Source organism: Bifidobacterium sp. B4079 (genome assembly GCF_026537385.1).
GTDB lineage: Bacteria > Actinomycetota > Actinomycetes > Actinomycetales > Bifidobacteriaceae > Bombiscardovia > Bombiscardovia asteroides_I.
The window spans coordinates 178,506-199,871 of record NZ_JAFNMH010000001.1; the positions used below are offsets into that span (position 1 = coordinate 178,506).

20 protein-coding genes are annotated in these 21,366 nt (G+C 62.4%); 8 read left to right on the forward strand and 12 right to left on the reverse strand.

Translation table 11 applies throughout. The features are described 5' to 3' along the window. Positions 1–51 precede the first annotated feature (51 nt). From arc to J3T95_RS00805, 5 genes are all read left to right on the forward strand, one after another. Positions 52–1,614, forward strand: a complete 1,563-nt coding sequence (arc, locus tag J3T95_RS00785) for a proteasome ATPase (protein WP_267450064.1) — start codon at positions 52–54, stop codon at positions 1,612–1,614. Further along, entirely contained in the window at positions 1,611–3,116 is a 1,506-nt protein-coding gene (dop, locus tag J3T95_RS00790; RefSeq protein ID WP_267450065.1) for a depupylase/deamidase Dop, read from the forward strand. Before arc ends, dop begins: the two co-directional genes overlap by 4 nt. Positions 3,117–3,208: 92 nt before the next feature. After that, entirely contained in the window at positions 3,209–4,045 is an 837-nt protein-coding gene (locus tag J3T95_RS00795; protein WP_267450066.1) for an inositol monophosphatase family protein, read from the forward strand. Between the two features lie 24 nt (positions 4,046–4,069). Then, positions 4,070–4,276: a ubiquitin-like protein Pup gene (locus tag J3T95_RS00800; protein ID WP_220236066.1), complete on the forward strand. Its 207-nt coding sequence runs from the start codon at positions 4,070–4,072 to the stop codon at positions 4,274–4,276. A gap of 3 nt (positions 4,277–4,279) precedes the next feature. Then, the gene (locus J3T95_RS00805; protein WP_267450067.1) at positions 4,280–5,707 is read left to right on the forward strand and encodes a proteasome accessory factor PafA2 family protein; all 1,428 of its coding nucleotides are present in this window, start codon (positions 4,280–4,282) and stop codon (positions 5,705–5,707) included. A gap of 99 nt (positions 5,708–5,806) precedes the next feature. On the opposite strand, the gene J3T95_RS00810 is transcribed toward J3T95_RS00805, so the two are convergent. The 12 genes from J3T95_RS00810 to J3T95_RS00865 all read right to left on the reverse strand — a co-directional run bounded on the left by J3T95_RS00810 (position 5,807) and on the right by J3T95_RS00865 (position 18,201). After that, positions 5,807–6,094 carry an HU family DNA-binding protein gene (locus J3T95_RS00810; RefSeq protein ID WP_015022121.1) on the reverse strand — a complete coding sequence of 96 codons (288 nt, stop codon included), beginning with the start codon at positions 6,092–6,094 and terminating at the stop codon, positions 5,807–5,809. A gap of 169 nt (positions 6,095–6,263) precedes the next feature. Next, on the reverse strand, positions 6,264–8,735 hold the full coding sequence (locus J3T95_RS00815) for a lysylphosphatidylglycerol synthase transmembrane domain-containing protein (RefSeq protein ID WP_267450068.1): 2,472 nt from the start codon (positions 8,733–8,735) through the stop codon (positions 6,264–6,266). A 2-nt stretch (positions 8,736–8,737) separates the two neighbouring features. After that, a complete protein-coding gene (purB, locus tag J3T95_RS00820) occupies positions 8,738–10,183 on the reverse strand; it encodes an adenylosuccinate lyase (RefSeq protein WP_267450069.1) in 1,446 nt (481 codons plus the stop codon). A gap of 72 nt (positions 10,184–10,255) precedes the next feature. Next, on the reverse strand, positions 10,256–11,683 hold the full coding sequence (locus tag J3T95_RS00825; protein ID WP_267450070.1) for a PGAP1-like alpha/beta domain-containing protein: 1,428 nt from the start codon (positions 11,681–11,683) through the stop codon (positions 10,256–10,258). Further along, the gene (locus J3T95_RS00830; protein ID WP_267450071.1) at positions 11,680–11,871 is read right to left on the reverse strand and encodes a hypothetical protein; all 192 of its coding nucleotides are present in this window, start codon (positions 11,869–11,871) and stop codon (positions 11,680–11,682) included. Before J3T95_RS00830 ends, J3T95_RS00825 begins: the two co-directional genes overlap by 4 nt. A 335-nt stretch (positions 11,872–12,206) precedes the next feature. Next, complete coding sequence (locus tag J3T95_RS00835) at positions 12,207–12,758, reverse strand: DUF6466 family protein (RefSeq protein WP_267450072.1); 552 nt, start codon at positions 12,756–12,758, stop codon at positions 12,207–12,209. Further along, positions 12,755–13,783: a vWA domain-containing protein gene (locus tag J3T95_RS00840; protein WP_416378720.1), complete on the reverse strand. Its 1,029-nt coding sequence runs from the start codon at positions 13,781–13,783 to the stop codon at positions 12,755–12,757. The genes J3T95_RS00835 and J3T95_RS00840 overlap by 4 nt, the downstream gene beginning before the upstream one ends. Continuing rightward, positions 13,780–14,856, reverse strand: a complete 1,077-nt coding sequence (locus J3T95_RS00845; RefSeq protein WP_220236059.1) for a vWA domain-containing protein — start codon at positions 14,854–14,856, stop codon at positions 13,780–13,782. Before J3T95_RS00845 ends, J3T95_RS00840 begins: the two co-directional genes overlap by 4 nt. Next, the gene (locus J3T95_RS00850; RefSeq protein WP_220236058.1) at positions 14,853–15,386 is read right to left on the reverse strand and encodes a hypothetical protein; all 534 of its coding nucleotides are present in this window, start codon (positions 15,384–15,386) and stop codon (positions 14,853–14,855) included. Before J3T95_RS00850 ends, J3T95_RS00845 begins: the two co-directional genes overlap by 4 nt. After that, positions 15,383–16,315: a DUF58 domain-containing protein gene (locus J3T95_RS00855; RefSeq protein WP_267450073.1), complete on the reverse strand. Its 933-nt coding sequence runs from the start codon at positions 16,313–16,315 to the stop codon at positions 15,383–15,385. The genes J3T95_RS00850 and J3T95_RS00855 overlap by 4 nt, the downstream gene beginning before the upstream one ends. Further along, entirely contained in the window at positions 16,312–17,367 is a 1,056-nt protein-coding gene (locus J3T95_RS00860; protein ID WP_416378721.1) for an AAA family ATPase, read from the reverse strand. Before J3T95_RS00860 ends, J3T95_RS00855 begins: the two co-directional genes overlap by 4 nt. 45 nt (positions 17,368–17,412) lie before the next feature. Beyond that, on the reverse strand, positions 17,413–18,201 hold the full coding sequence (locus J3T95_RS00865) for a uracil-DNA glycosylase (RefSeq protein ID WP_258561457.1): 789 nt from the start codon (positions 18,199–18,201) through the stop codon (positions 17,413–17,415). A 149-nt stretch (positions 18,202–18,350) separates the two neighbouring features. Here J3T95_RS00865 and J3T95_RS00870 point away from each other — a divergent pair, with 149 nt between their 5' ends. The 3 genes from J3T95_RS00870 (at position 18,351) to groL (ending at position 21,314) form a co-directional block, all read left to right on the forward strand. After that, a complete protein-coding gene (locus tag J3T95_RS00870; RefSeq protein ID WP_220236055.1) occupies positions 18,351–18,995 on the forward strand; it encodes a LytR C-terminal domain-containing protein in 645 nt (214 codons plus the stop codon). A gap of 168 nt (positions 18,996–19,163) precedes the next feature. Beyond that, positions 19,164–19,367: a cold-shock protein gene (locus J3T95_RS00875; RefSeq protein ID WP_015022108.1), complete on the forward strand. Its 204-nt coding sequence runs from the start codon at positions 19,164–19,166 to the stop codon at positions 19,365–19,367. 327 nt (positions 19,368–19,694) lie between these two features. Further along, positions 19,695–21,314, forward strand: a complete 1,620-nt coding sequence (gene groL / locus J3T95_RS00880) for a chaperonin GroEL (RefSeq protein WP_220236054.1) — start codon at positions 19,695–19,697, stop codon at positions 21,312–21,314. Positions 21,315–21,366: the final 52 nt, after the last annotated feature.

Here is a 21,366-nt window from a genome sequence, read left to right on the forward strand (position 1 = left end):
TCCAGGCCATGCGCGGATTCTGGAGGTGAACGAAGGAGGGAAAAGGGAGCCATGCAGTCCGATGATGTTGAGCAATCAGACGATGCAAATGACCAGGACCGGGCCGGGGATCGGCGCAACCGGGCCTTGGCTGCGGCGCTGACCAGGGCTGCCAAGGAACTATCCAAGGCCAAGAGCCAGTTGGCTCAGCTGGGTCAACCGCCCTTGACCGTCGCTCTGGCCTTGGGTGTGGATTCCGTCGCCTATGACAGCCAGGGGGTGCAGCAGGCTCGTCTGCTGATCCTGAACGGTTCCAGGCGGATGGTGGTGCCTCTGGCGCCAGACATCCACGCTGAGCGGATCCGGGCCGGCCAGGAGGTTCTGCTCAACGCCGATATGGTGGTGGTGCGTGTGGGCGATCAGCCGGTGACCGGACAGGTCCGTACGCTGCGGGAGACCTTGGGATCCGGTGCCCTGCTGGTGGAAGACCCCTCCGGACAGACCAGCGTCGCTGCTCGTGCGGGTTCTCTGCAGGACCAGCCCATCGAGGCGGGCAGCGCCTTGCTCATGGACGAAAGCTGTTCAATGGCCCTGGCTGTCCTGCCTGAGTCGGACCAGGCCGACATGCTCTTGGAAGAAACTCCTGATGTGGACTTCTCGGATATTGGCGGTTTAGACAGGCAGATCGAGCGCATCCGGGATGCAGTCCAGCTGCCCTTCCAGCATGCCGATCTGATGCGCCGCTACGGGCTTCAAGCCCCCAAGGGCGTCCTGCTCTACGGGCCGCCCGGCAATGGCAAGACCATGATCGCCAAGGCCCTGGCCCGTGCCCTGGCCCAGGAGAGCGACGGCCACGGGGTCTTCCTGTCGGTCAAGGGCCCCGAGGTGCTCAACAAGTTCGTGGGCGAGTCGGAGCGGCTGGTCCGCCGCCTGTTCGCCAGGGCCCGCAGCCTGGCAGGCCAGGGTGGACCGGTGGTGGTCTTCATCGACGAGATGGATTCCCTGTTGCGAACCCGAGGATCGGGCATCTCGTCAGATGTTGAAACCACCATCGTCCCTCAGTTCCTGACCGAGCTGGACGGTGTCGAGTCCCTGGATCAGGTCATGGTTATCGGTGCCTCCAACCGCATTGACATGATCGACCCGGCGGTTCTGCGTCCTGGTCGGCTGGATGTCAAGATCCGCATCGACCGGCCCGACAGGATCAGGTCGGCCGCCATCCTGGGCAAGTATCTGGGCTCCGACATGCCCATGGAGGAGGACGCCGGGCCGGAGAAGCTGATTCAGATACTGGTCGACGGACTCTTCGCTCGGGATGATGACCACCTGCTGGGCAAGATCGTGGATGCCACGGGCCGCTGGCAGCCCCTCTACCTGGAGTCTGTAGTCTCCGGCGCCATGCTGCATAACCTGGTTGATCGGGTCAAGACCATGGCGGTCAAGGCCTCCATCGAACAGGGTCGACAGGTGGGGCTTGGCCGCGGGCTCTGCATGAGGGCCGTCCGTGGGCAGTATGAGGACACTCTGGAGGAGCTCCGCGGCCAGGACCCGGACCGCTGGGCCGATCTGGCCGGACTCCGCCCAGGGCAGGTCCAGGAGGTTTACCCTGTAGACGGGCCAAGGAAGCGGTCATGAGTGCCGGGCGGGTTATGGGCACCGAGACGGAGTACGCCGTTGCCGATCCACAGGATCCCGGCGCTGATCCACGTACTTTGGCCCTGCGCCTGGTAAGGGCCGCTGCCCGGCCGGACTTGGCGCACATCCGCTGGGACTACGGGGGTGAGGACCCGGTTAATGATGCAAGGGGAGGTCGGCTGCCGCGTTCCGCTGCCGTTCCGAGCATGCTCACCGATGCGCCTGGCGCCCGACTGATCGACGTTGCAGCTCCCAATGGCGCTCGGATTTATGTGGATCATGCCCATCCTGAGTATGCCTCGGCGGAAACGGCGAATGCCTTCGATGCACTGGTCCAGGATCGCGCGGGCGATCGGATGATGGCCCAGGCCGCAGAAAGGGCCGGAGGCCTGGCTCTCTATAAAAACAATGTGGATGGCAAGGGTGCCGCCTGGGGATCCCATGAGAACTATCTGATGGACAGGGCGGTGCCCTTCGCCAGGGTGGCGGCCCTGATGACCATTCATTTCGTCACCCGGCAGATCTATACCGGTTCGGGCAGAGTGGGTCTGGGGCCTAGGAGCGAGCAGGCCGGCTTCCAGCTCAGCCAGCGCGCTGACTATCTGACCAGCCGGATCGGACTGCAGACCACCTTCGGGCGGCCTATTATCAATACCCGGGACGAGTCCCATGCTGGGCCAGGCAGCCGCCGCCTCCATGTGATTGTGGGCGATGCCAACCGGTTGGATACGCCCTTGGTCCTCAAACTGGGGTCGACCGATCTGCTGCTGACGCTCTTGGAGTCCGAGGGCGATTCGACCAGTCTGGTCGATGAACTGCTGGATCGCTGGACGCTGGATGATCCGGTGTCGGCCCTGCACACGGTTTCCCGTGATGTAACTCTGACCAAGCCTCTGGCCCTGGCAAACGGAGGATTTGCCGATGCACTGACCATTCAAAAGGCACTGCTGGATGCGACCAGACAGGCCAGACGGGATGCCGACCGGCCAGGTTGTGCCGACGACCGGGTTCTAAACCTCTGGGATCAGGTGCTCGAGGATCTGGCTCTGGTGCGTTCGGGCGACAACGATGCCCGTCTGGCCATGCATGACCAGGCAGGCAGGTTGGAATGGCTTCTCAAGTGGCAGCTCTTGGAGCGTCTGCGCCGTCGACGGTTCATATCCGACTGGTCGGATCCCCGTCTGGCGGCCCTGGATCTGGCCTGGGCACGGGTGGATCCTGGCCGCGACCTGCCCTGGCGACTCAGTGGATCCGTTCTGCGGCTGGCCAACTCGGACCAGGTTGTCAGGGCTATGGACCAAGGGCCGGAGCAGACTCGGGCCTGGTGCCGTTCCCAGCTGCTTCACCGTTGTCCTGATGCGGTCAGGGCTGTTTCCTGGAGTCGTGTCATTCTTGAGGGGCAGGGACCGGAGGGAGAGTCCGAGACCAAAGTTGTGGATCTGTCCGATCCGCTGAGTCACACACGGTCTTCCTGCCGGGATGGCCGCGGCATATACTGCTGATAGCGCAGAAACAGTCCGATATCCGACCAAATGACCACCGGTGGGCCACGGTCGCAATGCCTTGACCACCCGTTTGAAAAGAGAAGAGAAGTATGGAATTGCGCGATTTGGCCATGCAGGTCGCCACCATTGCTGTGGAGGCCGGCCGTCATGCCCTTCAGGACCAGATCAATCCCCACGATCCCCGCTCCACCTCAACCATCGGCCAGGGTACCCAGTTCTCGCCGGGCATTGACACGCGCCTGATCCGCTATTGCCGGACCAAGATCGCTGCCTTGGACCCCATGGATGGCTTCTGGGAGGAGGAGGCCGGCAACCGTCGTCCGGGCGGCCGCTACTGGTGCCTGGGCCACATTGACGGTCCGGTCAACTATGTGCGCAACATGGCCGAATGGACGCTGACCATCTCCTTGTTCGCCGTGGACGAGAAGGGCCACGCTTCACCTGTCCTGGGCATCGTGCATGCCCCGGTCCTGGGCCTGACCTATCTGGCCGCCAAAGGCCAGGGTGCCATCAGGGTCCGACGGACCATCGTGGGTGACAAGCGAGAGAAGATCATACCTTCCACGATGGCCACCCTGACCGGATCAGTGATCAGCTTCGGCATGTCCTACTTCCCCAACGAGTCCGAAAAGGTCCTGCAGATCGTCTCGCGCATGGCTGGCAAGCCTGCCGACATCAAGCGCGTCGGTCCGGTCTCGCTGGACCTGTGCCGGGTGGCGGACGGCAGCTACGACGCCTACTTCGAACCGGCCCTGCACTCCTGGGACATCCCTGCCGTCTCTGCGGCGGCTGTCGTGGTCCGGGAGGCCAAGGGCACCCTCTGGCGCTGGGACGGCGGACACGTGCGCTGGGAGGGCAGCAACGACGTGGTGGCCACCAACGGACTCATCGCCAAGGATTTGAACACGTATCTGAGCGGGCGCTGATCCGCGCCGGGAAGGAGAGCGAACATGGCTGAGGCATCCCACCAGCAGGGACGGCGCGTGGCAGCTGGGCGGCAGCAGGAGCAGGAAGAGGATCTGCCGCAGACTGGAGCACGAGAGCAGAACCAGATGGCAGGGTCCGATCTGGATGCCGTCCTGGATGACATCGAGACCACCTTGGAGACCAACGCCAAGGAGTATGTGCGGGGCTTCGTCCAGAAGGGCGGCCAGTGATCCATGGCGGAAGGGCAGGGGGCTGACTCGGACTTTCACAGAATATTCGGCATCGAGACCGAGTATGGACTGAGCCTGACCGGCGCCAGTGCCCCCTACGCCGCCGGCAGGGTGGCCATGGCTATGTTCCGCCCTCTCATTGAGAGGCATGGGTCAACCAACATCTATCTGTCCAATGGCGCCCGACTCTACCTGGATGTGGGCTCCCACCCGGAGTATGCCACTGCGGAAGCCCGTGACCCGCTGACAGCCCTGACACAGGTGCTGGCCGGGGAGCAGATCATGATCGCCCTTGCGGATCGCGCCGGGAGGTTCTTGGCGGGGAATCTGGACAGACCCGTGAAGGTTCACGTCTTTGCCAACAATGTGGATGCCCAGGGGCATGCCTTCGGCTGTCATGAAAACTATCTGCTTGACCGGCGAGTCCCCTTGGACATGGTTGGCGCCTGCCTGGTCCCCTTCTTGGTCACCCGGCAGCTGATCACCGGGGCAGGTCGTCTGAGTCCCGATGGGTTCCAGCTCAGCCAGCGGGCCGATTTTCTGGATGAGGCGGTCTCCTCGGCCACCACCCGTGCCCGTCCCATGGTCAACACCCGTGACGAGCCTCTGGCTGATCCCGAACGATGGCGGCGTCTGCATGTAATTGTAGGCGATACCAACCGGTCGCCGCTGGCCACTTGGTTCAAGATGACCAGCACCCACCTGGTCCTGAACCTGATTGAGCAAGCCTGCCGCCAGGGCCGACGGCCAGACCTGGCTGACTGGGCCCTGGCTGATCCCGGTGCAGCCGTCCGAGCCGTCAGCCGAGATCGGACCGGCCGGGTCACCCTGGAACTGCAGGATTCCATGAAGGCTGGCGGCATCAGCGCTCTGGGCCTGCAAAATGCCTATTGGCTGGCATGCGAGGCCTTAATCGACCAGCAGGAGGATATAGGCATCGACCGGTCACAGGCTTTGCGTGTCCTGCAGCTTTGGAGGGCGGCCTTGGATGCTCTGGATGCTGGGCGTTGGCAGGATCTGGCTGACTGGGTGGACTGGGCTGCCAAGCTGCGCCTTCTCCAGGGCCTGAGCCAACGAGGCGCCGGACGGGATCTGGAAGAGGCGCTGGACCTGGACTATCACGACCTGAGCGTGGGGAGATCCTTCCCCGGTCTGGTCAGGCATGGGCTCATGCGCTCGCCGGTCGACGACTCCGAGGTGCAGCGCGCTATGGACCAAGCTCCAGAGGATACCAGGGCCCGTCTGCGTGGCGACTTTGTCCGTGTGGCGGACCGGGGAACGCGCACATGGTTATGCGACTGGAGCCACCTGGTCCTGGGCGGTTCTCACCGGGTCGAGGTGACCCTGCCTGACCCCTTCGACCATTTGGGCCCACCCCGATACCAATCTCTGATGGACTTTCTGAGTGGTGTCACAAAGCCAAGTGCCTAAGACCGGTTTGCACTGCTGATCATCCGTAAGATCGCACTATAAAAAGAAGAGCCCCGGCATCCGTAGATGGATGCAGGGGCTCTTGTAAAAAGGCTGGTTTCACTTCTTGTTGGTGACGGCCTTCTTCAGCAGCGAGCCGGCTGAGATGCGCACGCCATAGCTGGCCGGAATCTTGATAGTCTCACCGGTGCGGGGGTTGCGTCCGGTGCGGGCGGCACGCTTGACACGCTCGGCCGAGAACAGACCGGTCAGCTTCAGACCCTCACCGGACTTCATGGCCTCGACGAAGACATCCTGGAAGGCGTTGACAGCAGCTTCCGCCTGAGCCTTGGTCAGGTTGGACTTCTGCGCAATCTTCGAAACGAGATCAGACTTGTTGTATGCCATAGAACATCCTTCTTTCGGGGGCCTCCCATTGCTTGATTTTGGGAAAACCCAACGGTCAATGAATGATATTACCGCAGATTTGGCTCAAACACCGCATTTTCCGGGGGTTTCCGACATTTCATCAAGCGTTTTTTGAGGTTCTCGGGATTGGGGCTGCCCAAAGGGCTCTTCAGATGCGGTTGTGGTTGCTCAGCCAGTGCATTGCGAGGGCTCCCAGAGGAATGCGCAGCCAGTAGGTGGCCACCCGGAAGACCAGAGTCGCTGAGATGGCCACGCCCGAGGGAACGCCAGCCAGGCGGAAGGCAGAGAAAAGCACCGCCTCTATGGCCCCCAGGCCACCGGGGGTGGGGACAGCAGAGCCTAGAGTGTTGGCCAGGAGGAAGACGAAGGTGGTCTCGAAGACGTTGGTTCGACAACCGAAGGCCATTAGGGCGGCCCAGAAACTCATGCCCAGGGCGGCTGACTGCAGCACAGCCCCAAGCACGGCCACCACCAGTTGCCTGGGCTGGGTCAGAATCTCTACAAGGTGGTGCGCGTAGGAGGTCACGATGGGCATCAGCCGTTCCATAACCAGTCGCCGTGTGTAAGGCACGGCCATGATCAGGGCTGCGACAATGGCCACCGTTCCGATGACGATGACCAGGGTGTTGGTGGGGATCATCCCGGATAGGGTGTTGCGTCCGGTGAACAGGCCAATGACGATCAGCAGGCAGAAAGTGGTCGCGAACTGGACGGCAACAACGGCGCTCATGATGGCTGTGGCCATGGTGTTGTCATAACCGTCCCGCCGTAGGAACTGCAGGTTGACGAAGGCCGGCCCCACCCCGGCGGGCATAGAGACCGAGGTGAACGAGGATGCGACCTGGGATAGGAAAATGCCCTTGAAGTCGCGCTTGGACGGGTCGATGAAGACCCCCAGGGTGATGGCGCAGCCCACCCAGGACAGCGACCCCAGCAGGAAGGAGAGTCCGGCCATCCAAGGGTTGGCGTTGCGGACGGCGCTGATGACCTGGGGCAGGTTGAACTGGGTGATGATGACCGCCACAGCCACCACCAAAAGGGCAAGGGCCATGAAGCTGCGCAGACTGAATCGGGAAAGGGTCACCTGGCCAGTCTCTGCCACCGACTCAGGTGGAGCCATGACCCGCAGCTGTTTGCGCAAGTCGGTTAGAATCTGCCGATCCCAACCAGCCAGGGCCTGGGTTTGTGAGGGAATGGCTACCATCTGGCAGAAGGGCGACAGTCCAGCCAGAGTCTGGACACCCCAGGAGGCACGGGCGGCCTCGATGGCCTGATCTACACCAATCATCGTGGCAATAAGGGCGAGAAGCTGGATTCGGTCCAGGGCGATGTTGGCCTGGGAACTGGCGCTGTCGCCGTTCTCCCAACCGGCGATGACCAGGGAGCCTGACTGGTCTACGGCTAGGGTCTCCGGGCGGATGCGGCGATGCGTGAAGCCGCGCTCGTTGGCCTGGCGAAGGTAGTCCATCAGCTGCTTGGCCCTGTCCGTGTTCAGACTCCCAGGTTCCGGGGACCGAAGGTGGACGTCATCCTCCAAGACCAGAATTGAGGATTCCGCGCTCTCCGCCAAGCCATAGGGGTGCAGGGCAGTCAGCCCGAGATCCCGCAATTCAGCCAACATGGCCATGTGATGTTGCATGGAGTTTCTGACTGACCTGTCTCTGCGCATGGACACTCCGGACAGTTTGATCCACTGCCAGAGCTGCATCAGATAGCCCACAGTGTGTAACTGGCCGTCCATGACCGACACCGTGTAAGTGTGGCCATCCCTGTCGCGGGCCCTGTAGATGCGGGATGCCTCGATGAGGTCGTCGGCGAGGGCGGGCAGGGGCTGGCCATCGGCGTCCAGAGTCGGATCCTGACGTTCCAGGCTGGCGGCGTGGATGCCGATGGAGGCTATGGCCTGTACCACTCCCTGTCCCCAGGCGCCCTTGTTCTGCGTGCCCGCCAGGTATCGAACAACCATGCCCATGATCCGTCCCAGGATCAGCGAGACCAGAACCCCGCTGGCCGAATTGGAGGATATGGCGACCATGATGACGGCCACAATGTAGAGAGCGTTCCATCCCCATTTAACCGAGCTGCGCAAGCGACGGGGTCCTGCTGCGCTCAGGAAGGCAGCCAGACCGGCATAGAAGTCGGGCAGAAGGACGGGCGACCCTATGGCGTTCTGGGAGCTGAATGAGGCAATCAAGGTCGGGTTACCCGCCTTCAGAATCAGGTTGGAGGTCAGCATGACCAACCCGAACCCTAAGAACATGGCTAGGGGGGCGGTGATGGCCTGGATCCATTCTCTGTTGATTAGCAGGTGGACAATCACGGCCAGGACCACGGTCACGGTCACTGCCTGCTGAAGGAAGGCGGTAGGTACGTCCATGAGCCAGTCCATGGCATTTCCGGCCTGACGCATGTCCGACTCGACCCCGGCTGCTATGCCCTTCAGATAGACAGCTGCCAGGGTGACCAGGATCCCTAGGATCAGAGCCGCCAGGGCTCGAAGCAGGTCCTCGGCGTCGTGGACTCGTTGTGGCGGGGTATCCCTGATGACGACCTTATCTGGCTTAACGGGATCGGCGGAATCAGTGTCCTCGGGGGTAATGGTCGACTGGGACGGGGTCATGGTCAGTCGCGATCGAAGTCCACCAAGGTTTCGGCTGCGCCGGTGTAGGTCGCCGGCGTCAAGGCCTTGAGCCGACTGGCCGTGTCCTGGTCCAGGTCGAGGCCATCGATGAAGTGTCCGACATCCTCCCGGCCGATCCTCTTGCCCCGCATCAGCTCCTTGACCTGCTCATAGGGATGATCCATGCCTGAGCGTCCAGCCAGTCCAGCGGTCCGCATGGCCGTCTGTATGGGCTCGCCCAGGACCTCCCAGTTGCTGTCCAGCTCGCGGGCCATCAGTGCCTTGTCGGGGTGGATGGTCTGCAGGCCGCCGTCCAGGTTGTCCAGAGCCAGCAGGCTGTAGCCCAGAGCCGAACCAATGTTGCGCTGGGTGGTGGAGTCAGTCAGGTCCCGCTGCCAGCGGGTTTCGGTCAGGGTGGTGGCCAGGGTGTCCAGCAGGGCTCCTGAGATCTCCAGATTGGCTTCGGCGTTCTCGAATCGTATGGGGTTGACCTTGTGGGGCATGGTGCTGGACCCTGTCGCGCCTTTGACGGGCTCTTGGGCGAAGACGCCGCGGGAGATGTACATCCAAATATCCACGGCCAGGTTGTGCAGGATCCGGCCTAGGTGGGCGATGTTGCTGAAGAGCTCGGCCTGCCAGTCGTGTGACTCGATCTGGGTCGTCAGTGGGTTCCAGACCAGACCCATCCGTTGCACGACGAAGGTCCGGGTCAGATCAATCCAGTCCACCTGCGGCAGGGCGGCCAGATGGGCGCCAAAGGTTCCAGTGGCGCCATTCATCTTGCCCATGTAGTCCTGATTGTGGATGCGGTCCAGCTGCCGGTGCAATCGGTGGACGTAGACCGCCATCTCCTTGCCCAGGGTTGTGGGTGTGGCCGGCTGGCCGTGGGTCAGGGCGAGCATGGGCAGATCCCGGTAATGCTCCGCCATGGTTGCCAGATGCTCCTCGATCCGGGTGGCCTTGGGGAGCCAGACCTGCTCGACCCCGCCTCGGATGCAGCGGGCATAGGCTAGGTTGTTGATGTCCTCGCTGGTGCAGGCGAAGTGGACCATGGGCATCAGCCTTGGAAGTTGGGACTCGGAGCCAAGTGCTGTGGCTGCAGTCTCCAGACGGCGGTCGATGTAGTATTCCACGGCTTTGACATCGTGGTGGGTCTGCGCTTCGATGCCTGCCAGTTCGGTGATGCCGTCGGCATCGAAATCCTCGGGTATGGCTCGTAGATAGGCCTGTTCCACCTCGGTCAGAGGTTCTACGCCTGGCAAGACCGGGTGCTGGCCGTTGCCCTGGTAGCCGTTTGCCAGCATGATCATCCATTCGACCTCGACCCGCATGCGCTCGCGGTTCAAGGCAGGTTCGCTCAGATAGTCCACCAGATCGACGGTCTGTCTGCGGTAACGTCCGTCCAAGGGATTAAGGGGGATGACTGGGGTGATTCGGCTCAGGTTCATGCCTCCAGCCTAGACGACCGGGTCAACCAGCGGGAACCGGCATGGGCGCTCCTGGGGGCCCGCGTGTCCCGCTCATCGCCGTAGCCTGCCGCGATAGTAGAGGGTCTCCTGCAGATCGCCCTCGATGGCATGGGTGAAGTGGTCGTCCTGTCGTCGTACTGCTGGTGAGTTCTGATCTCGGGCATCAGCCCAGGCCGCCTGCTGGTAGGCCATACCGTGGGTGGATTCCTTGCCGGGTCCAGCGGTGGTCACTGCCCGGCCGGTCTGTGTCCCGTCTGGAGGGGGAGGTCCACCCGCTTTTCCCCTGACTGTCAGCTGATTGGGTCGGGAGGGGTTGTCGGCTCCATCAAGGCTGGAGACCAGCTCTTCGCGCATCTCCACGCTGGTGACCCAGGTGTCAGGCTCTATTTTGCGATGGGCGATGGGCGAGCCGACGGTCACGATGTGATCGAAACTGTAGCGGTCCGAAAGATCCGAAGCCATGGTGGCGGCCACGATGCCACCCTGGGAATGGCCCACCAGGCTGACCGGATCGTCCGGACGCACTCCCGCATCCCGCATGGCTTGGTCTACTAAGCGTAGAGAAGCCGCCCTGTCGCGCACTGAAGCCTTGTCGCTCATGAGCTGGATGTTCTGGGCCCATCCGATGGGGGAGTCCAGATGGGAGCTGGTGCCGGGTATGTAGACCAGCCAGTGGTCTTTGCCGCCGGCCTTTCGATAACGCTGTACGGCGACTGTGGCGTATGGAATGCCGTCCCGGCAGGATCCCAAAGTCTCCAGGTTGTGTAGAGCACCGGCGATGTCATGGGCCTCGCCCAGTCCTTTGCTCTGCGGATGAACAGGTTCCATCGCGATTCGGTCTCCCTGGAAATGAGCGAGTATCAAAGGCATCAGCAGGCCGGGGCCGGTGACCAATCCGCCAATGGGATCGCGATGGTCCGAGGACAGGCTGGATGCGACCGCGGTCAGCAGGGGCTGTTGGATGCTGGCAGTGGTTTCCAGCAATTCCTGGAATTGCGATGCGTCCAGGTGATCGGTCAATTTGGCTATTCCCAGGCCCAAACCGATGGATCCCAGCATGAACGGGGCAATGCGCTGAAAGACGGTCAAGGCCTTGGACATCAGGGAGTTCATCAGCCGGTCCATAAATGATTCAGCCTGCGAGTACAGCCCGTAGGCCTTGGTCAGCCTGTCAGCTACGGACTGAAGGCGGGTGCGTAGGTCTTCGCAGTCCTGGGCCTGGTCACTGCAGAAGGACACCATCAGATCCAGTGGCAGATGGGCGTGGCCCGGCGGCGGCACGGCAGCCCGGGCGCAAGGAAGGGCCGGCAGTCCCGGCATGGCTCTGCGGATAGCCTGATTGGTCAAAACCCATTGGGACTGCATGGTGGCCAGAGCGCCACCTGCCTGGTTGAGCCGGTCCGCCATGCCGAGCAGATGATCCAGCTCGGTGCGCGTATAGCCATTGGCATCGGGAGCAGCGGTGATCGTCCGCTTCATGGTCGGCTCTCTTGATCGATCAGATTCAGGGTGCGCCCTGCCTGGATACGCTGATCCTGGCAGAGAGCATCCATGGCCCGCACCTGGGCCCGATAGGCTTCAGCGGCCCGCCCTTGCCAGTCGATCCTCAGAGCCTGGTCGGCTAATTCACTCAGATGGACCAGAGTGGTTCGCGACTGTCGTGCCATGTCGGACAGCATGGCACGACAGCAGGCTGCCCGTCCATGACAAGGGCAGGTTTGGGCCGCCTCTGGATCAGCCAGATAGGATGGCTGGTCCAGGAAAGGACTCAGGACGGGCAGTGATGAGGATGACCTAGACATGTCTCTACTACAACATGGTAATCATCCTGAAATGACCCCCAAAGGGCCATGTGGTCGAATGAGGTCCGATTCATCCTGCTGTGGACTGATCTGCCGCTAATTCTGCCGGTCTGATAGCCGGGAGACGCTCGTCTGCGCGGGAATTGATCTGCTGGAAAACAATTCGTTTGGATGACTCATACGAAAGGCTGTGTGGCTGGTCACCAGGGTTTGACGTTCCGCCCCTGACCCTTGTTGTCGCTCGCCTTGCCCGTTGGCGTGGGTGAGGTGGACGGTTCGCTCTGCTGTTGGCTGCGTTTGAGCAGATCCTCCACCTCGGCCTCCTGCCGCTTGGTCAGCCCTGAGGAGGAGCCCTTGCCTGATCCGTTCTGCCCGTCCCGGGCCTTATCGGCCTTCTGCTTCTTGAACAGACGCTCCGTGCGGCTGGTCAGCGCAGCGTTGGCGGCGCGGTTGGCCTGGGCAGCCTGCCTGGTCTGTGGCAGAATCAGAGGCCCCGGCCGTTCGACCTGGGCGAAGAGATGCTCGGCCTGGTCCTGCAAAGCCTTGATGGATGCCGGATCGGCCTGGGGGTTTTGAGCCTGTCGGACGTTGGCGCTCAACGTGTGCGTGCCCTCGTTGTAGATGGCGATGGCCCTGACGTTGATCAGGCCCCAAACTCCTGCCAAGGCTGCAACCAAGGCTAAGCCAGCCAAGATCAAACGCACTCGCAAGCGACGTCCGCTTCTTGCTCCCTGCTGGAACTTCCTTCTCATAGCAGCCTCCTCGAAGTGCGGATCCAGAGCCCCGTTTCAATCAGGATCAGGACCAGCTCCACCAGAGCCAGCGGCCAGACCAGCGGGGTGACATGCTGGCGGACCTGGTCGACCTTGGTCACCCGGTAGCGCTTGGAAGCCGCAGCAGCAGCCCCTTCGCGTACCGTGGCTCCCTTGGCCAGGGCCTGGTAGTGGCCGCTCATCTCGTCCGCCATGGCCTTGAGGGTTTTCGGGTCCATGGCGGAGATGCCTGGCTGCCCGGTCTTGGGGTCCGTCACCCAGCCGTCGGCATCGCTTCCGCCTGCATCGGAGCTCACAGGCACCATGCCGCCCTTGGCTGAGCCGGTTCCCAGCACAAAGGCATCGTCCAATCCCTCCCTGAGAACGCTGAAGGATCGCCGTTCATCAGGTCCGGTCTGTTCGCCGTCGCTGATCAGGTAGAGCAGAATTCGGTCATCGGGATGCCGATCCCTGGTCTGCTTCAAAACCAGGCTCAGGCGATCCAGCGGAGCATCCAGGCTGGAGCCGGAGGATCGGGATGTGGGCTCTGCAGCCAGCCCCCTGGCCCAGCTATCCACAGCCCGCACGTCGGGTGTCAGGGGCAGATCGACGCTGGTCGAGGCGCCGAAGCTCAAGGCCGAGAAGGAGGCATCGGGATAGATGCGAGTCAGGTCGTGGACGGCCGCCCGAGCCACTTCCAGCCGGCTCATTCCTTCCTGATCGCCATATCCGGCATCCTTGACCGCCATGGATCCGGTCACGTCAACCGCAATGAAGACATCAGTGGCGTTGACCGCTTTGTTGGTGGTCTTGCTAACCGTGCTGGGGGTCAGGACCATGAGGGCCAGGAGCAGGACCATGGCAGTGCGTCGTGTCAGGGCCCAGTGATCGGCATCCGTATCCTGGTCCTTGCGCAGTCCATGGATGACCAGCGCAAGGGCCAGGAGCAGCAGCAGACCGGCCAGAAGGCCGCCGACAACCCAGCCCAGGGCAGGCTCAAAGGTCAGGGGCTTGATTATGTTCATCGCTTCAGCCTCCAGGCCAGGAGCAGATATCCCGACAGCGCTAGAGCCAGGGCCAGGGTCCACCAGCCGGGTGCATCCACCAGGCTGGACTGCTCCTGCTGGTGGGGGTCGGCTCCGTGGCGATGCTCTATCCGGCGGACCAGTGCATTGATGGAATTCCCATCCTGACGTCGCAGGAAGATACCGCCATGGGCTTCGATCAGCCGATGCATCTGCCGGGTGCTCTCATCCTCGGTGCCCTGGTCCGGTCCCGAATAGAGCCCGTCCACTGCGATGCCTGCGGCCGAAGTGAGCTTAAGCGCCTCCTCCAAGGTGTACGTGGGTTTGCCGGAGACCACGTTATCGGTGGCCAGGACTAGTGAGCTGGACCGTTGGCCGACCATCGCACGTCCGCTCTGGTCCTTGGGAGCGAATTGCGGAAGGAGCGCAGCGCAGCCCACCAGCCCGTCGCCGATGAGTGAAGTGGTGTCCCGGCGGTTCTGCGTGCCCTCCAGCCAGTCGCTGATGTCCTGGTACTGCCGTCCGCTCATGGCATCGATGCGGTCCTGGGACTGCACCCCGTCCAGGATCCGCCGCGCCTTGCTCAGTTCTGCGGTGATCATGTCGTAGTCGTCGGTCAGGGGGAAGACGGTACGCGAGGTGGAGTTAAAGATGCTCAGGGCCATGCGCTCGCCCCGGAAGTTGCGGACCAAGTCAAGGTAGGAGGCGATTACCTGCCGATCGTATGGCAGGGTAGAACCGGATACATCCAGACATAGGACAATATCGCGGTTATGCCCCTGCTCCAATGTCCGATCGACACGGGCAGGCCTTGCGGCCAGGCTCAGAGCCAACAGCAGAGCCAGAGAGAGCAGGATTGCGGCGCAACGGTTCAATCGCCGCCAGCGTCGCAGGGCCTCATGGCCCTCCTCGGTGTCCAAGTCGCTGTTCAAGGTCCAGACCAGGGCTGCCGGTTCATGATCCGACTTGCCATGACGGGTCTTACGGTAGGCCAGCAGGCCGAATGCCAGGGCCAGAACCAGCGCCAGAACCGGCAGCCAGGGCCACCTCCAGGACAGATTGCCTATGCTCATCGCGGCCACCGTCCAATCAAATCCCGTACCCAGTCGGCTGCCTGAGCCACTGTGGCGTCGGTTCCCGCGCTGTCCCGGGGAAGGGCGAATTCAGGCGGGTAGAGGGCGTCTATGGTCTGTCGAAGCAGGTCCAGGCCCTTCCGTGTATTCGGCGTACGGGGCTGGGCCTGGATTTCGGCCAAAGTCTTGGACTTCATGTCGCTGTTCCAGGAGCGAGAGGCAAATCCACGAGCGATGGCGGCCAGTGCCGTCATGGCCTGGTCGCGGTCCAGATGGCCGTTGTCGTGCTGGGCCACCACCCGATCGATTTGCTGAAGCCATACTTCGCGGGAGTCGGAGCCCGCTTGGGCTGGGCGCTCTTCCTGCTGACGGCGGAACTTGGGCAGGAGAAGGGCCGCAGCAGCCAGGGCCAGGGTCAGTATGATGGCGGTCGTCGTCAGGGCCAGCAGCCAGGTGGGCTGGGTCATGGCGGGCATGACCTTGATCCGACTATGGCCGAATGCAAGGCGAATCAGGACGACAGCACTCATGCCGCCATCACCGTCCGTCGCATGGGGATGCCTGGTCGTCCGGCTGAAAGCAGGTGGATGAACCTGTTGAACATGGCTGTGCTGGAGTCGGCCCGGATCAGCGAGGCTCCGACTCTGGACAGTTCCCGGCTGAAGACCTCGATCTGGTAGCGTCTGTGCAGGTCCACAGCCCGCGTTCCGTTCACAGTGCGCAGGAAGGCCGGGACCTTCCGTCCGCTGGGCGCATCAGTTACCGAGCCCATAGCCGGCTTCTGGCGCAGGGGATTCATGGTCTCCACTCCGATGAGGTTCAAGGGGTGGGTGGCGGCCAACCGTCGGATGGTCGGCATCAGGTCAACGTTCAATGCCGACTGGTCGGTGGCGATGACCAGCATGGCCTGCCGGTCCCGGATGCCGGCGGCGTAGCCCAGCAGGGCTTCAAGGTTGCGCGGCTGATCCAGCGGTGACTCCAGAGCCTGGTCCAGGGTCTGCTCGAATCGGGCGAAGCTGCCCTGGCAGGGTATGCGGCGGATGGCGGAAGAATCGACCAGGACCAGATCCACTTCATCGCTGCGGCGCAGGCAGAGGGAGGCGAACATGCACAGGGCGTTGGCCGCCACCTGGATGGCCTGCTCTCCGTCAGGGCATGTTCCCGACATCTCGCGGCCGACATCCAGCAGCAGCCAGACCCTGCTGGTGGCCAGCCGCTCGCGCTCCACCACCATGGGGCGGCCCATCCGAGCGCTGGCGTGCCAGTCGATCATGCGGGTTTCGTCGCCGAACTCGTAGGCGCGTAGGTCGGCTCGCTCGTCCCCGCCGCCGCGACGGCCAGAGGAGTGCTCGCCCTCCAGCAGACCCAGGGCCCTGCGCACCGTGGGAAGCCGCAGGCTGGTGTCCAAGGACTCGATCCGCCTGCGGACTGGGTCCTGATCCGAGCGTCGACGGCTCATGGCACCGGCACCGTATCGACGATCTGGTCAATGATGTCGTCGCTGCTGACGCCGTCGGCCTGGGCCTCGAAGGTCAGCAGGATCCGATGGCGGAGCACCGAATGGGCCCAGGCCTTCAAATCCTCGGGAATGACGTAATCCCTGCCTGTCAGCAGGGCTCTGGCCTGGCCGATGCGCACCAGGGCGATGGAGGCGCGCGGACTGGCTCCCAGCCTGACCTGCTCTGCCAGCCCTTGGATGGGTCGCGATCCAGCCCCCCTGCTGGTGGCTGCCAGATCGACCGCATATCGCATGATGGGCTGCGCCACGTGAACCTGCCGGGCCTTCTGCCTCAGGAAGTCCACATCGGGGATGGTCAGCGCATCCTGATCGTCCTTGCCGGGCATGTCGGTGCCGCGGCTGGTCAGCATCTGCAGCATTCGTGTCTCCTGGTCGGCATCAGGATAGGTCATGACGGCCTTGAGCATGAACCGGTCCATCTGGGCCTCGGGCAGGTTGTATGTGCCCTCCTCCTCAATGGGGTTCTGGGTGGCGATCACCATGAAGGGCCGGGGCAGGGCTATGCGCTCGCCGCCGATTGTGGTGGCACCCTCGGCCATGGCCTCCAGCATGGCTGACTGCGTCTTGGCGTTGGAGCGGTTGATCTCGTCCAGGAGGACGAAGTTGGCGTGGATGGGGCCCAGCTGTGTTGAAAAGCGCTGTGTGGAGAAGTCGTAGACCTGGGTGCCTACCAGATCCGAGGGCATCAGATCGGGCGTGCACTGGATCCGCTTGAAGCTGCCGGAGACCGAGGTGGCCAGGGTCTGGGCGGCAGTGGTCTTGGCCAGGCCGGGCACAGATTCGATCAGGATGTGTCCCGAGGCCACCAGCGTCAGGATCAGGGCCTCGCGCAGTTTCTCCTGGCCTACCAGAGTCCTTGAAAAGCGGGTCCGGATCCGGTCGGCCAACTGACGGCAACGTTGCAGGTCGTCCTGGCTGATTGGAGGAACCTGCCGATCCTGACTGGGTTGAACAGATGGGGACTGACTGGGTCGAGGTGGGAATAATGCCATAGCAGACATGGTAACGGCATTTCCTGACGATTCAGCCAGCAGGGCTCAGGTCAGCGACCAGTCCACCGGCTCGGCGCCCATGGCCTCCAGCGCTTGGTTGGCCTTGGAGAATGGACGGGAGCCGAAGAAGCCGTACCGGGCCGACAAGGGGCTGGGATGCGGGGATTTGATGATGGCAGCGTTGGTCAACAGGGGCTCGAGGCTCTGCGCCTGTCTTCCCCAAAGAATAGCCACCAGGGGCCGAACCTTGCCCTCCTGGTCGCGTCTGTCGTTCAGAGCTCGTATGGCGGCGTCGGTTATCTCCTCCCAGCCCTTGTTCCGGTGGCTGGCCGGCTTGCCTACCCGCACAGTCAGGCAGCGGTTGAGCAGCATGACCCCTCGCCTGGTCCAAGGTGTCAGATCACCGTTGGAGGGCGTGGGAAGGCCCAGGTCGGTGCTCAGCTCGGCGTAGATATTGCGCAGGGAGCCGGGGATGGGGCTGACTGCAGGGTCCACGCAGAAGCTCAGGCCCACCGGATGGCCGGGAGTCGGATAGGGATCCTGGCCCACGATCAGGACCTTGATGGAGTCGAAGGGGATGGTGAAGGCGCGCAGAATGTTCTTGCTGGCAGGCAGATAGCGGTGACCCTGGGCCAGCTCGGATCTGAGGAAGTCGCCCATTCGGTGAATGTTGGGCTCGACGGGTGCCAGAGCACGGGCCCAGCCGGGGTCCACCAGAGCGCTCAAAGGTTTGCGCTGGGTTCGGCCCTGGCCTCCTGCTATGGTCGGAGGGTTGGTACCGGTTCGGTTCGTCGGCTCAGGGGAGGTTGTGGCAATTGGCTGGCTGCTGTTCATAAGGTCACTATATCGCTTGGCAATATGGGCTGGTCAGGACTGCCTTGGTTATTCCAGGTTGGCGGAGGACGTCGAATGGTCAGTTGATTGTTGACCCGGTGACGCATTACTTATAATGGTTCAGGATCCTGTGGAGCAGAGGAGAGTTCATGGCTAGCACGCGCGACAATGGGACGCAGGCGCGCCCTCAGGTTCATGATGCGTTCGACAACCCTCCCAAGGGGCCGGTCGGCGTGCATCGCGGGCCTCGTTCCCTGTCGGTCAGGGCTCTGCCCTACCTGCTGGTAGTTGTCTTGGCAGTGCTGTGCGGTCTAGGTGTATGGGCTGCGGTCAGCGGCTCCCTGCCCTGGCAGCAGACGCACACTGAAGCCTCCAGGGTCATCAGCAGCCATCTGCCGAAGCGTTCAGCCTCCTCTTCGGCTTCAAGCAACACTACCGCTACCGATCAAGCCTCACAGGAACAAACTTCCGAGCCTTCCTCCCAGTCGCCTTCAGCAAGCGCTTCCAGCAGCAGCCCGGCTCCTGTGGTCAACCGGGGCACGCGGGTCACCGTCATCAATGGAACCAGGGTCACCGGCTATGCCGGCAAGAAGCGCCAAGTTTTGGTCAATGCCGGTTATACTGCGGTCACAGCGTCCAACCCCCAGGGTTCCCTGCCTGGCGTAAGCATGGTCCGCTACCGTGACGAGGCCGACAAGGCCACCGCTCAGGAGGTTGCCAGGCTGATGGGCATCACCCAGGTGGAGCAGTCCTCTGTGGCCTCCACTCCGGTGGAAGCCATCCTCATGCAGTGAGGTTCGGCAACCGGGCAGCGGAAGCAATATGACGGCAAAACATCGCGAATTTCGGCTCGGCGTTTTGCAATTGCCCCATAAGTAGGCCTAAACTGACCTTGCCGACCAGGCAGATGCGGTCAGTCTCGTATCTGTTGTGACGCGGCACCTATGTTAAGGAAGTTAGTTATGGCACAAGGCACTGTGAAATTCTTCAGCGCTGGCAAGGGTTACGGATTCATCAATCCCGACGATGGCGGCGAGGACGTGTTCGTGCACTACTCGGCCATTCAGTCCGATGGCTTTAAGACCCTTGATGAGGGAGATAAGGTCGAATATCAGGTGGAGCAGGGCCCCAAGGGTCTGCAGGCAACCAAGGTCACCAAACTCTGATTGTCGTCTTCTGTATTCGTCATGGTGGACCCCGGTCATTCCGGGGTCCTTTTTTATGGCTTTTTTGGCACGTCGCCTATACCCAGATACTGAGCCAGGACCGTGCAGGGTGTGGATTATCTGTCGGCGCAACCGATATGCCAGGGCAAATATGACGTACAGCCTGCAGCGTATTTTCCCCGTGGGTTGGCACTCGGCCCCATCGAGTGCTAATCTGCTGAATTAGCACTCGAGGTGTGGGAGTGATAACGCGACAGCTGACGGTCGGGTTCCGTTCCACGCTGACGGTGGGTCATGAAACCTCAAGCCATGACGGAGGAAGCAACAATGGCAAAAATTATCGAGTATGACGAGGAAGCTCGTCAGGGCATGCTTGCCGGCTTGGACAAGCTGGCCGACACAGTTAAGGTCACGCTGGGCCCCAAGGGTCGCAATGTCGTGCTGGACAAGTCCTATGGCGCGCCGACCATCACCAATGATGGCGTCTCCATCGCCAAGGAGATCGATCTGGAGGATCCTTACGAACGCATCGGCGCCGAGCTGGTCAAGGAAGTCGCTAAGAAGACTGATGACGTCGCCGGAGACGGCACCACCACCGCCACCGTGCTGGCCCAGGCCCTGGTGCATGAGGGTCTGAAGAACGTGGCTGCCGGGTCCAACCCCATCGCCCTGCGCCGCGGCATCGAGAAGGCTGCCGACGCCATCGTCAAGGAGCTCGTGGCTCAGTCCAAGGAAGTCGAGACCAAGGACCAGATTGCCGCCACCGCCACCATCTCTGCAGGCGACCCCGAGATCGGCAATGAGATCGCCGAGGCTCTGGACAAGGTCGGCCAGGACGGCGTGGTCACCGTCGAGGACAACAACCGCTTTGGACTGGACCTGGAGTTCACCGAAGGCATGCGTTTCGACAAGGGCTACATCGCTCCCTACTTCGTCACCAACAATGATGACCAGACCGCTGTTCTGGATGATCCTTACATTCTGCTGACCTCGGGCAAGGTCTCCAGCCAGCAGGACGTGGTCCACATCGCCGAGCTGGTCATGAAGACCGGCAAGCCCCTGCTGATCGTGGCCGAGGATGTGGACGGCGAGGCGCTGCCCACTCTGATCCTCAACAAGATCCGCGGCACCTTCAACTCCTGCGCCGTCAAGGCTCCCGGTTTCGGCGATCGCCGCAAGGCCATGCTGCAGGATATGGCCATTCTGACCGGCGCACAGGTTGTCTCCGATGAGCTCGGCCTCAAGCTGGACTCCATCGACATGAGCGTGCTGGGCACTGCCAAGAAGGTCATCGTCTCCAAGGATGAGACCACCATCGTCTCCGGTGGCGGTTCCAAGGACGAGGTATCCGCCCGCGTGGGCCAGATTCGTACCGAGATTGAGAACACCGATTCTGACTACGACCGTGAGAAGCTGCAGGAGCGGCTGGCCAAGCTGGCCGGCGGCGTGGCCGTCATCAAGGTCGGCGCAGCCACCGAGGTCGAGGCAAAGGAGCGCAAGCACCGCATCGAGGATGCTGTCCGTAACGCTAAGGCCGCCATCGAAGAGGGTCTGCTGCCTGGAGGTGGCGTGGCCCTGGTTCAGGCTGCTGCCAAGGCCGAGAAGGATGTCAAGCTGGACGGCGACGAATCCACCGGCGCCTCCATTGTCTTCCGCGCCATTGAGGCCCCCATCAAGCAGATTGCCGAGAACAGTGGCGTCTCCGGTGACGTGGTCATCAACAAGGTTCGTTCACTGCCTACAGGCCAGGGCTTCAACGCAGCCAACAACGAGTACCAGGACCTGCTGGAGGCCGGCGTGGCCGATCCCGTCAAGGTCACCCGTTCTGCCCTGCAGAACGCTGCCTCCATCGCTGGGCTCTTCCTGACCACCGAGGCTGTCGTGGCCAACAAGCCTGAGCCTCCGGCACCTGCTGCCGCTCAGCCTCAGGGTGATATGGGCTACTGATCCCTTGAGGTTCGGCCGGACTTTTGGCTGAACCGGGTGATCGCCAGAGACA

What these genes read in the sequence shown, in the direction of transcription:
- J3T95_RS00875 (WP_015022108.1), top strand. Translation starts at nt 19,164, where the DNA reads ATGGCACAAGGCACTGTGAAATTCTTCAGCGCTGGCAAGGGTTACGGA.
- J3T95_RS00825 (WP_267450070.1), bottom strand. Translation starts at nt 11,683, where the DNA reads ATGAAGCGGACGATCACCGCTGCTCCCGATGCCAATGGCTATACGCGC.
- J3T95_RS00840 (WP_416378720.1), bottom strand. Translation starts at nt 13,783, where the DNA reads ATGAACATAATCAAGCCCCTGACCTTTGAGCCTGCCCTGGGCTGGGTT.
- J3T95_RS00855 (WP_267450073.1), bottom strand. Translation starts at nt 16,315, where the DNA reads ATGAGCCGTCGACGCTCGGATCAGGACCCAGTCCGCAGGCGGATCGAG.
- J3T95_RS00835 (WP_267450072.1), bottom strand. Translation starts at nt 12,758, where the DNA reads ATGAGAAGGAAGTTCCAGCAGGGAGCAAGAAGCGGACGTCGCTTGCGA.
- groL (WP_220236054.1), top strand. Translation starts at nt 19,695, where the DNA reads ATGGCAAAAATTATCGAGTATGACGAGGAAGCTCGTCAGGGCATGCTT.
- J3T95_RS00815 (WP_267450068.1), bottom strand. Translation starts at nt 8,735, where the DNA reads ATGACCCCGTCCCAGTCGACCATTACCCCCGAGGACACTGATTCCGCC.
- J3T95_RS00830 (WP_267450071.1), bottom strand. Translation starts at nt 11,871, where the DNA reads ATGGCACGACAGTCGCGAACCACTCTGGTCCATCTGAGTGAATTAGCC.
- J3T95_RS00845 (WP_220236059.1), bottom strand. Translation starts at nt 14,856, where the DNA reads ATGAGCATAGGCAATCTGTCCTGGAGGTGGCCCTGGCTGCCGGTTCTG.
- J3T95_RS00795 (WP_267450066.1), top strand. Translation starts at nt 3,209, where the DNA reads ATGGAATTGCGCGATTTGGCCATGCAGGTCGCCACCATTGCTGTGGAG.
- J3T95_RS00860 (WP_416378721.1), bottom strand. Translation starts at nt 17,367, where the DNA reads ATGGCATTATTCCCACCTCGACCCAGTCAGTCCCCATCTGTTCAACCC.
- dop (WP_267450065.1), top strand. Translation starts at nt 1,611, where the DNA reads ATGAGTGCCGGGCGGGTTATGGGCACCGAGACGGAGTACGCCGTTGCC.
- J3T95_RS00870 (WP_220236055.1), top strand. Translation starts at nt 18,351, where the DNA reads ATGGCTAGCACGCGCGACAATGGGACGCAGGCGCGCCCTCAGGTTCAT.
- J3T95_RS00850 (WP_220236058.1), bottom strand. Translation starts at nt 15,386, where the DNA reads ATGAGTGCTGTCGTCCTGATTCGCCTTGCATTCGGCCATAGTCGGATC.
- purB (WP_267450069.1), bottom strand. Translation starts at nt 10,183, where the DNA reads ATGAACCTGAGCCGAATCACCCCAGTCATCCCCCTTAATCCCTTGGAC.
- J3T95_RS00865 (WP_258561457.1), bottom strand. Translation starts at nt 18,201, where the DNA reads ATGAACAGCAGCCAGCCAATTGCCACAACCTCCCCTGAGCCGACGAAC.
- J3T95_RS00805 (WP_267450067.1), top strand. Translation starts at nt 4,280, where the DNA reads ATGGCGGAAGGGCAGGGGGCTGACTCGGACTTTCACAGAATATTCGGC.
- arc (WP_267450064.1), top strand. Translation starts at nt 52, where the DNA reads ATGCAGTCCGATGATGTTGAGCAATCAGACGATGCAAATGACCAGGAC.
- J3T95_RS00800 (WP_220236066.1), top strand. Translation starts at nt 4,070, where the DNA reads ATGGCTGAGGCATCCCACCAGCAGGGACGGCGCGTGGCAGCTGGGCGG.
- J3T95_RS00810 (WP_015022121.1), bottom strand. Translation starts at nt 6,094, where the DNA reads ATGGCATACAACAAGTCTGATCTCGTTTCGAAGATTGCGCAGAAGTCC.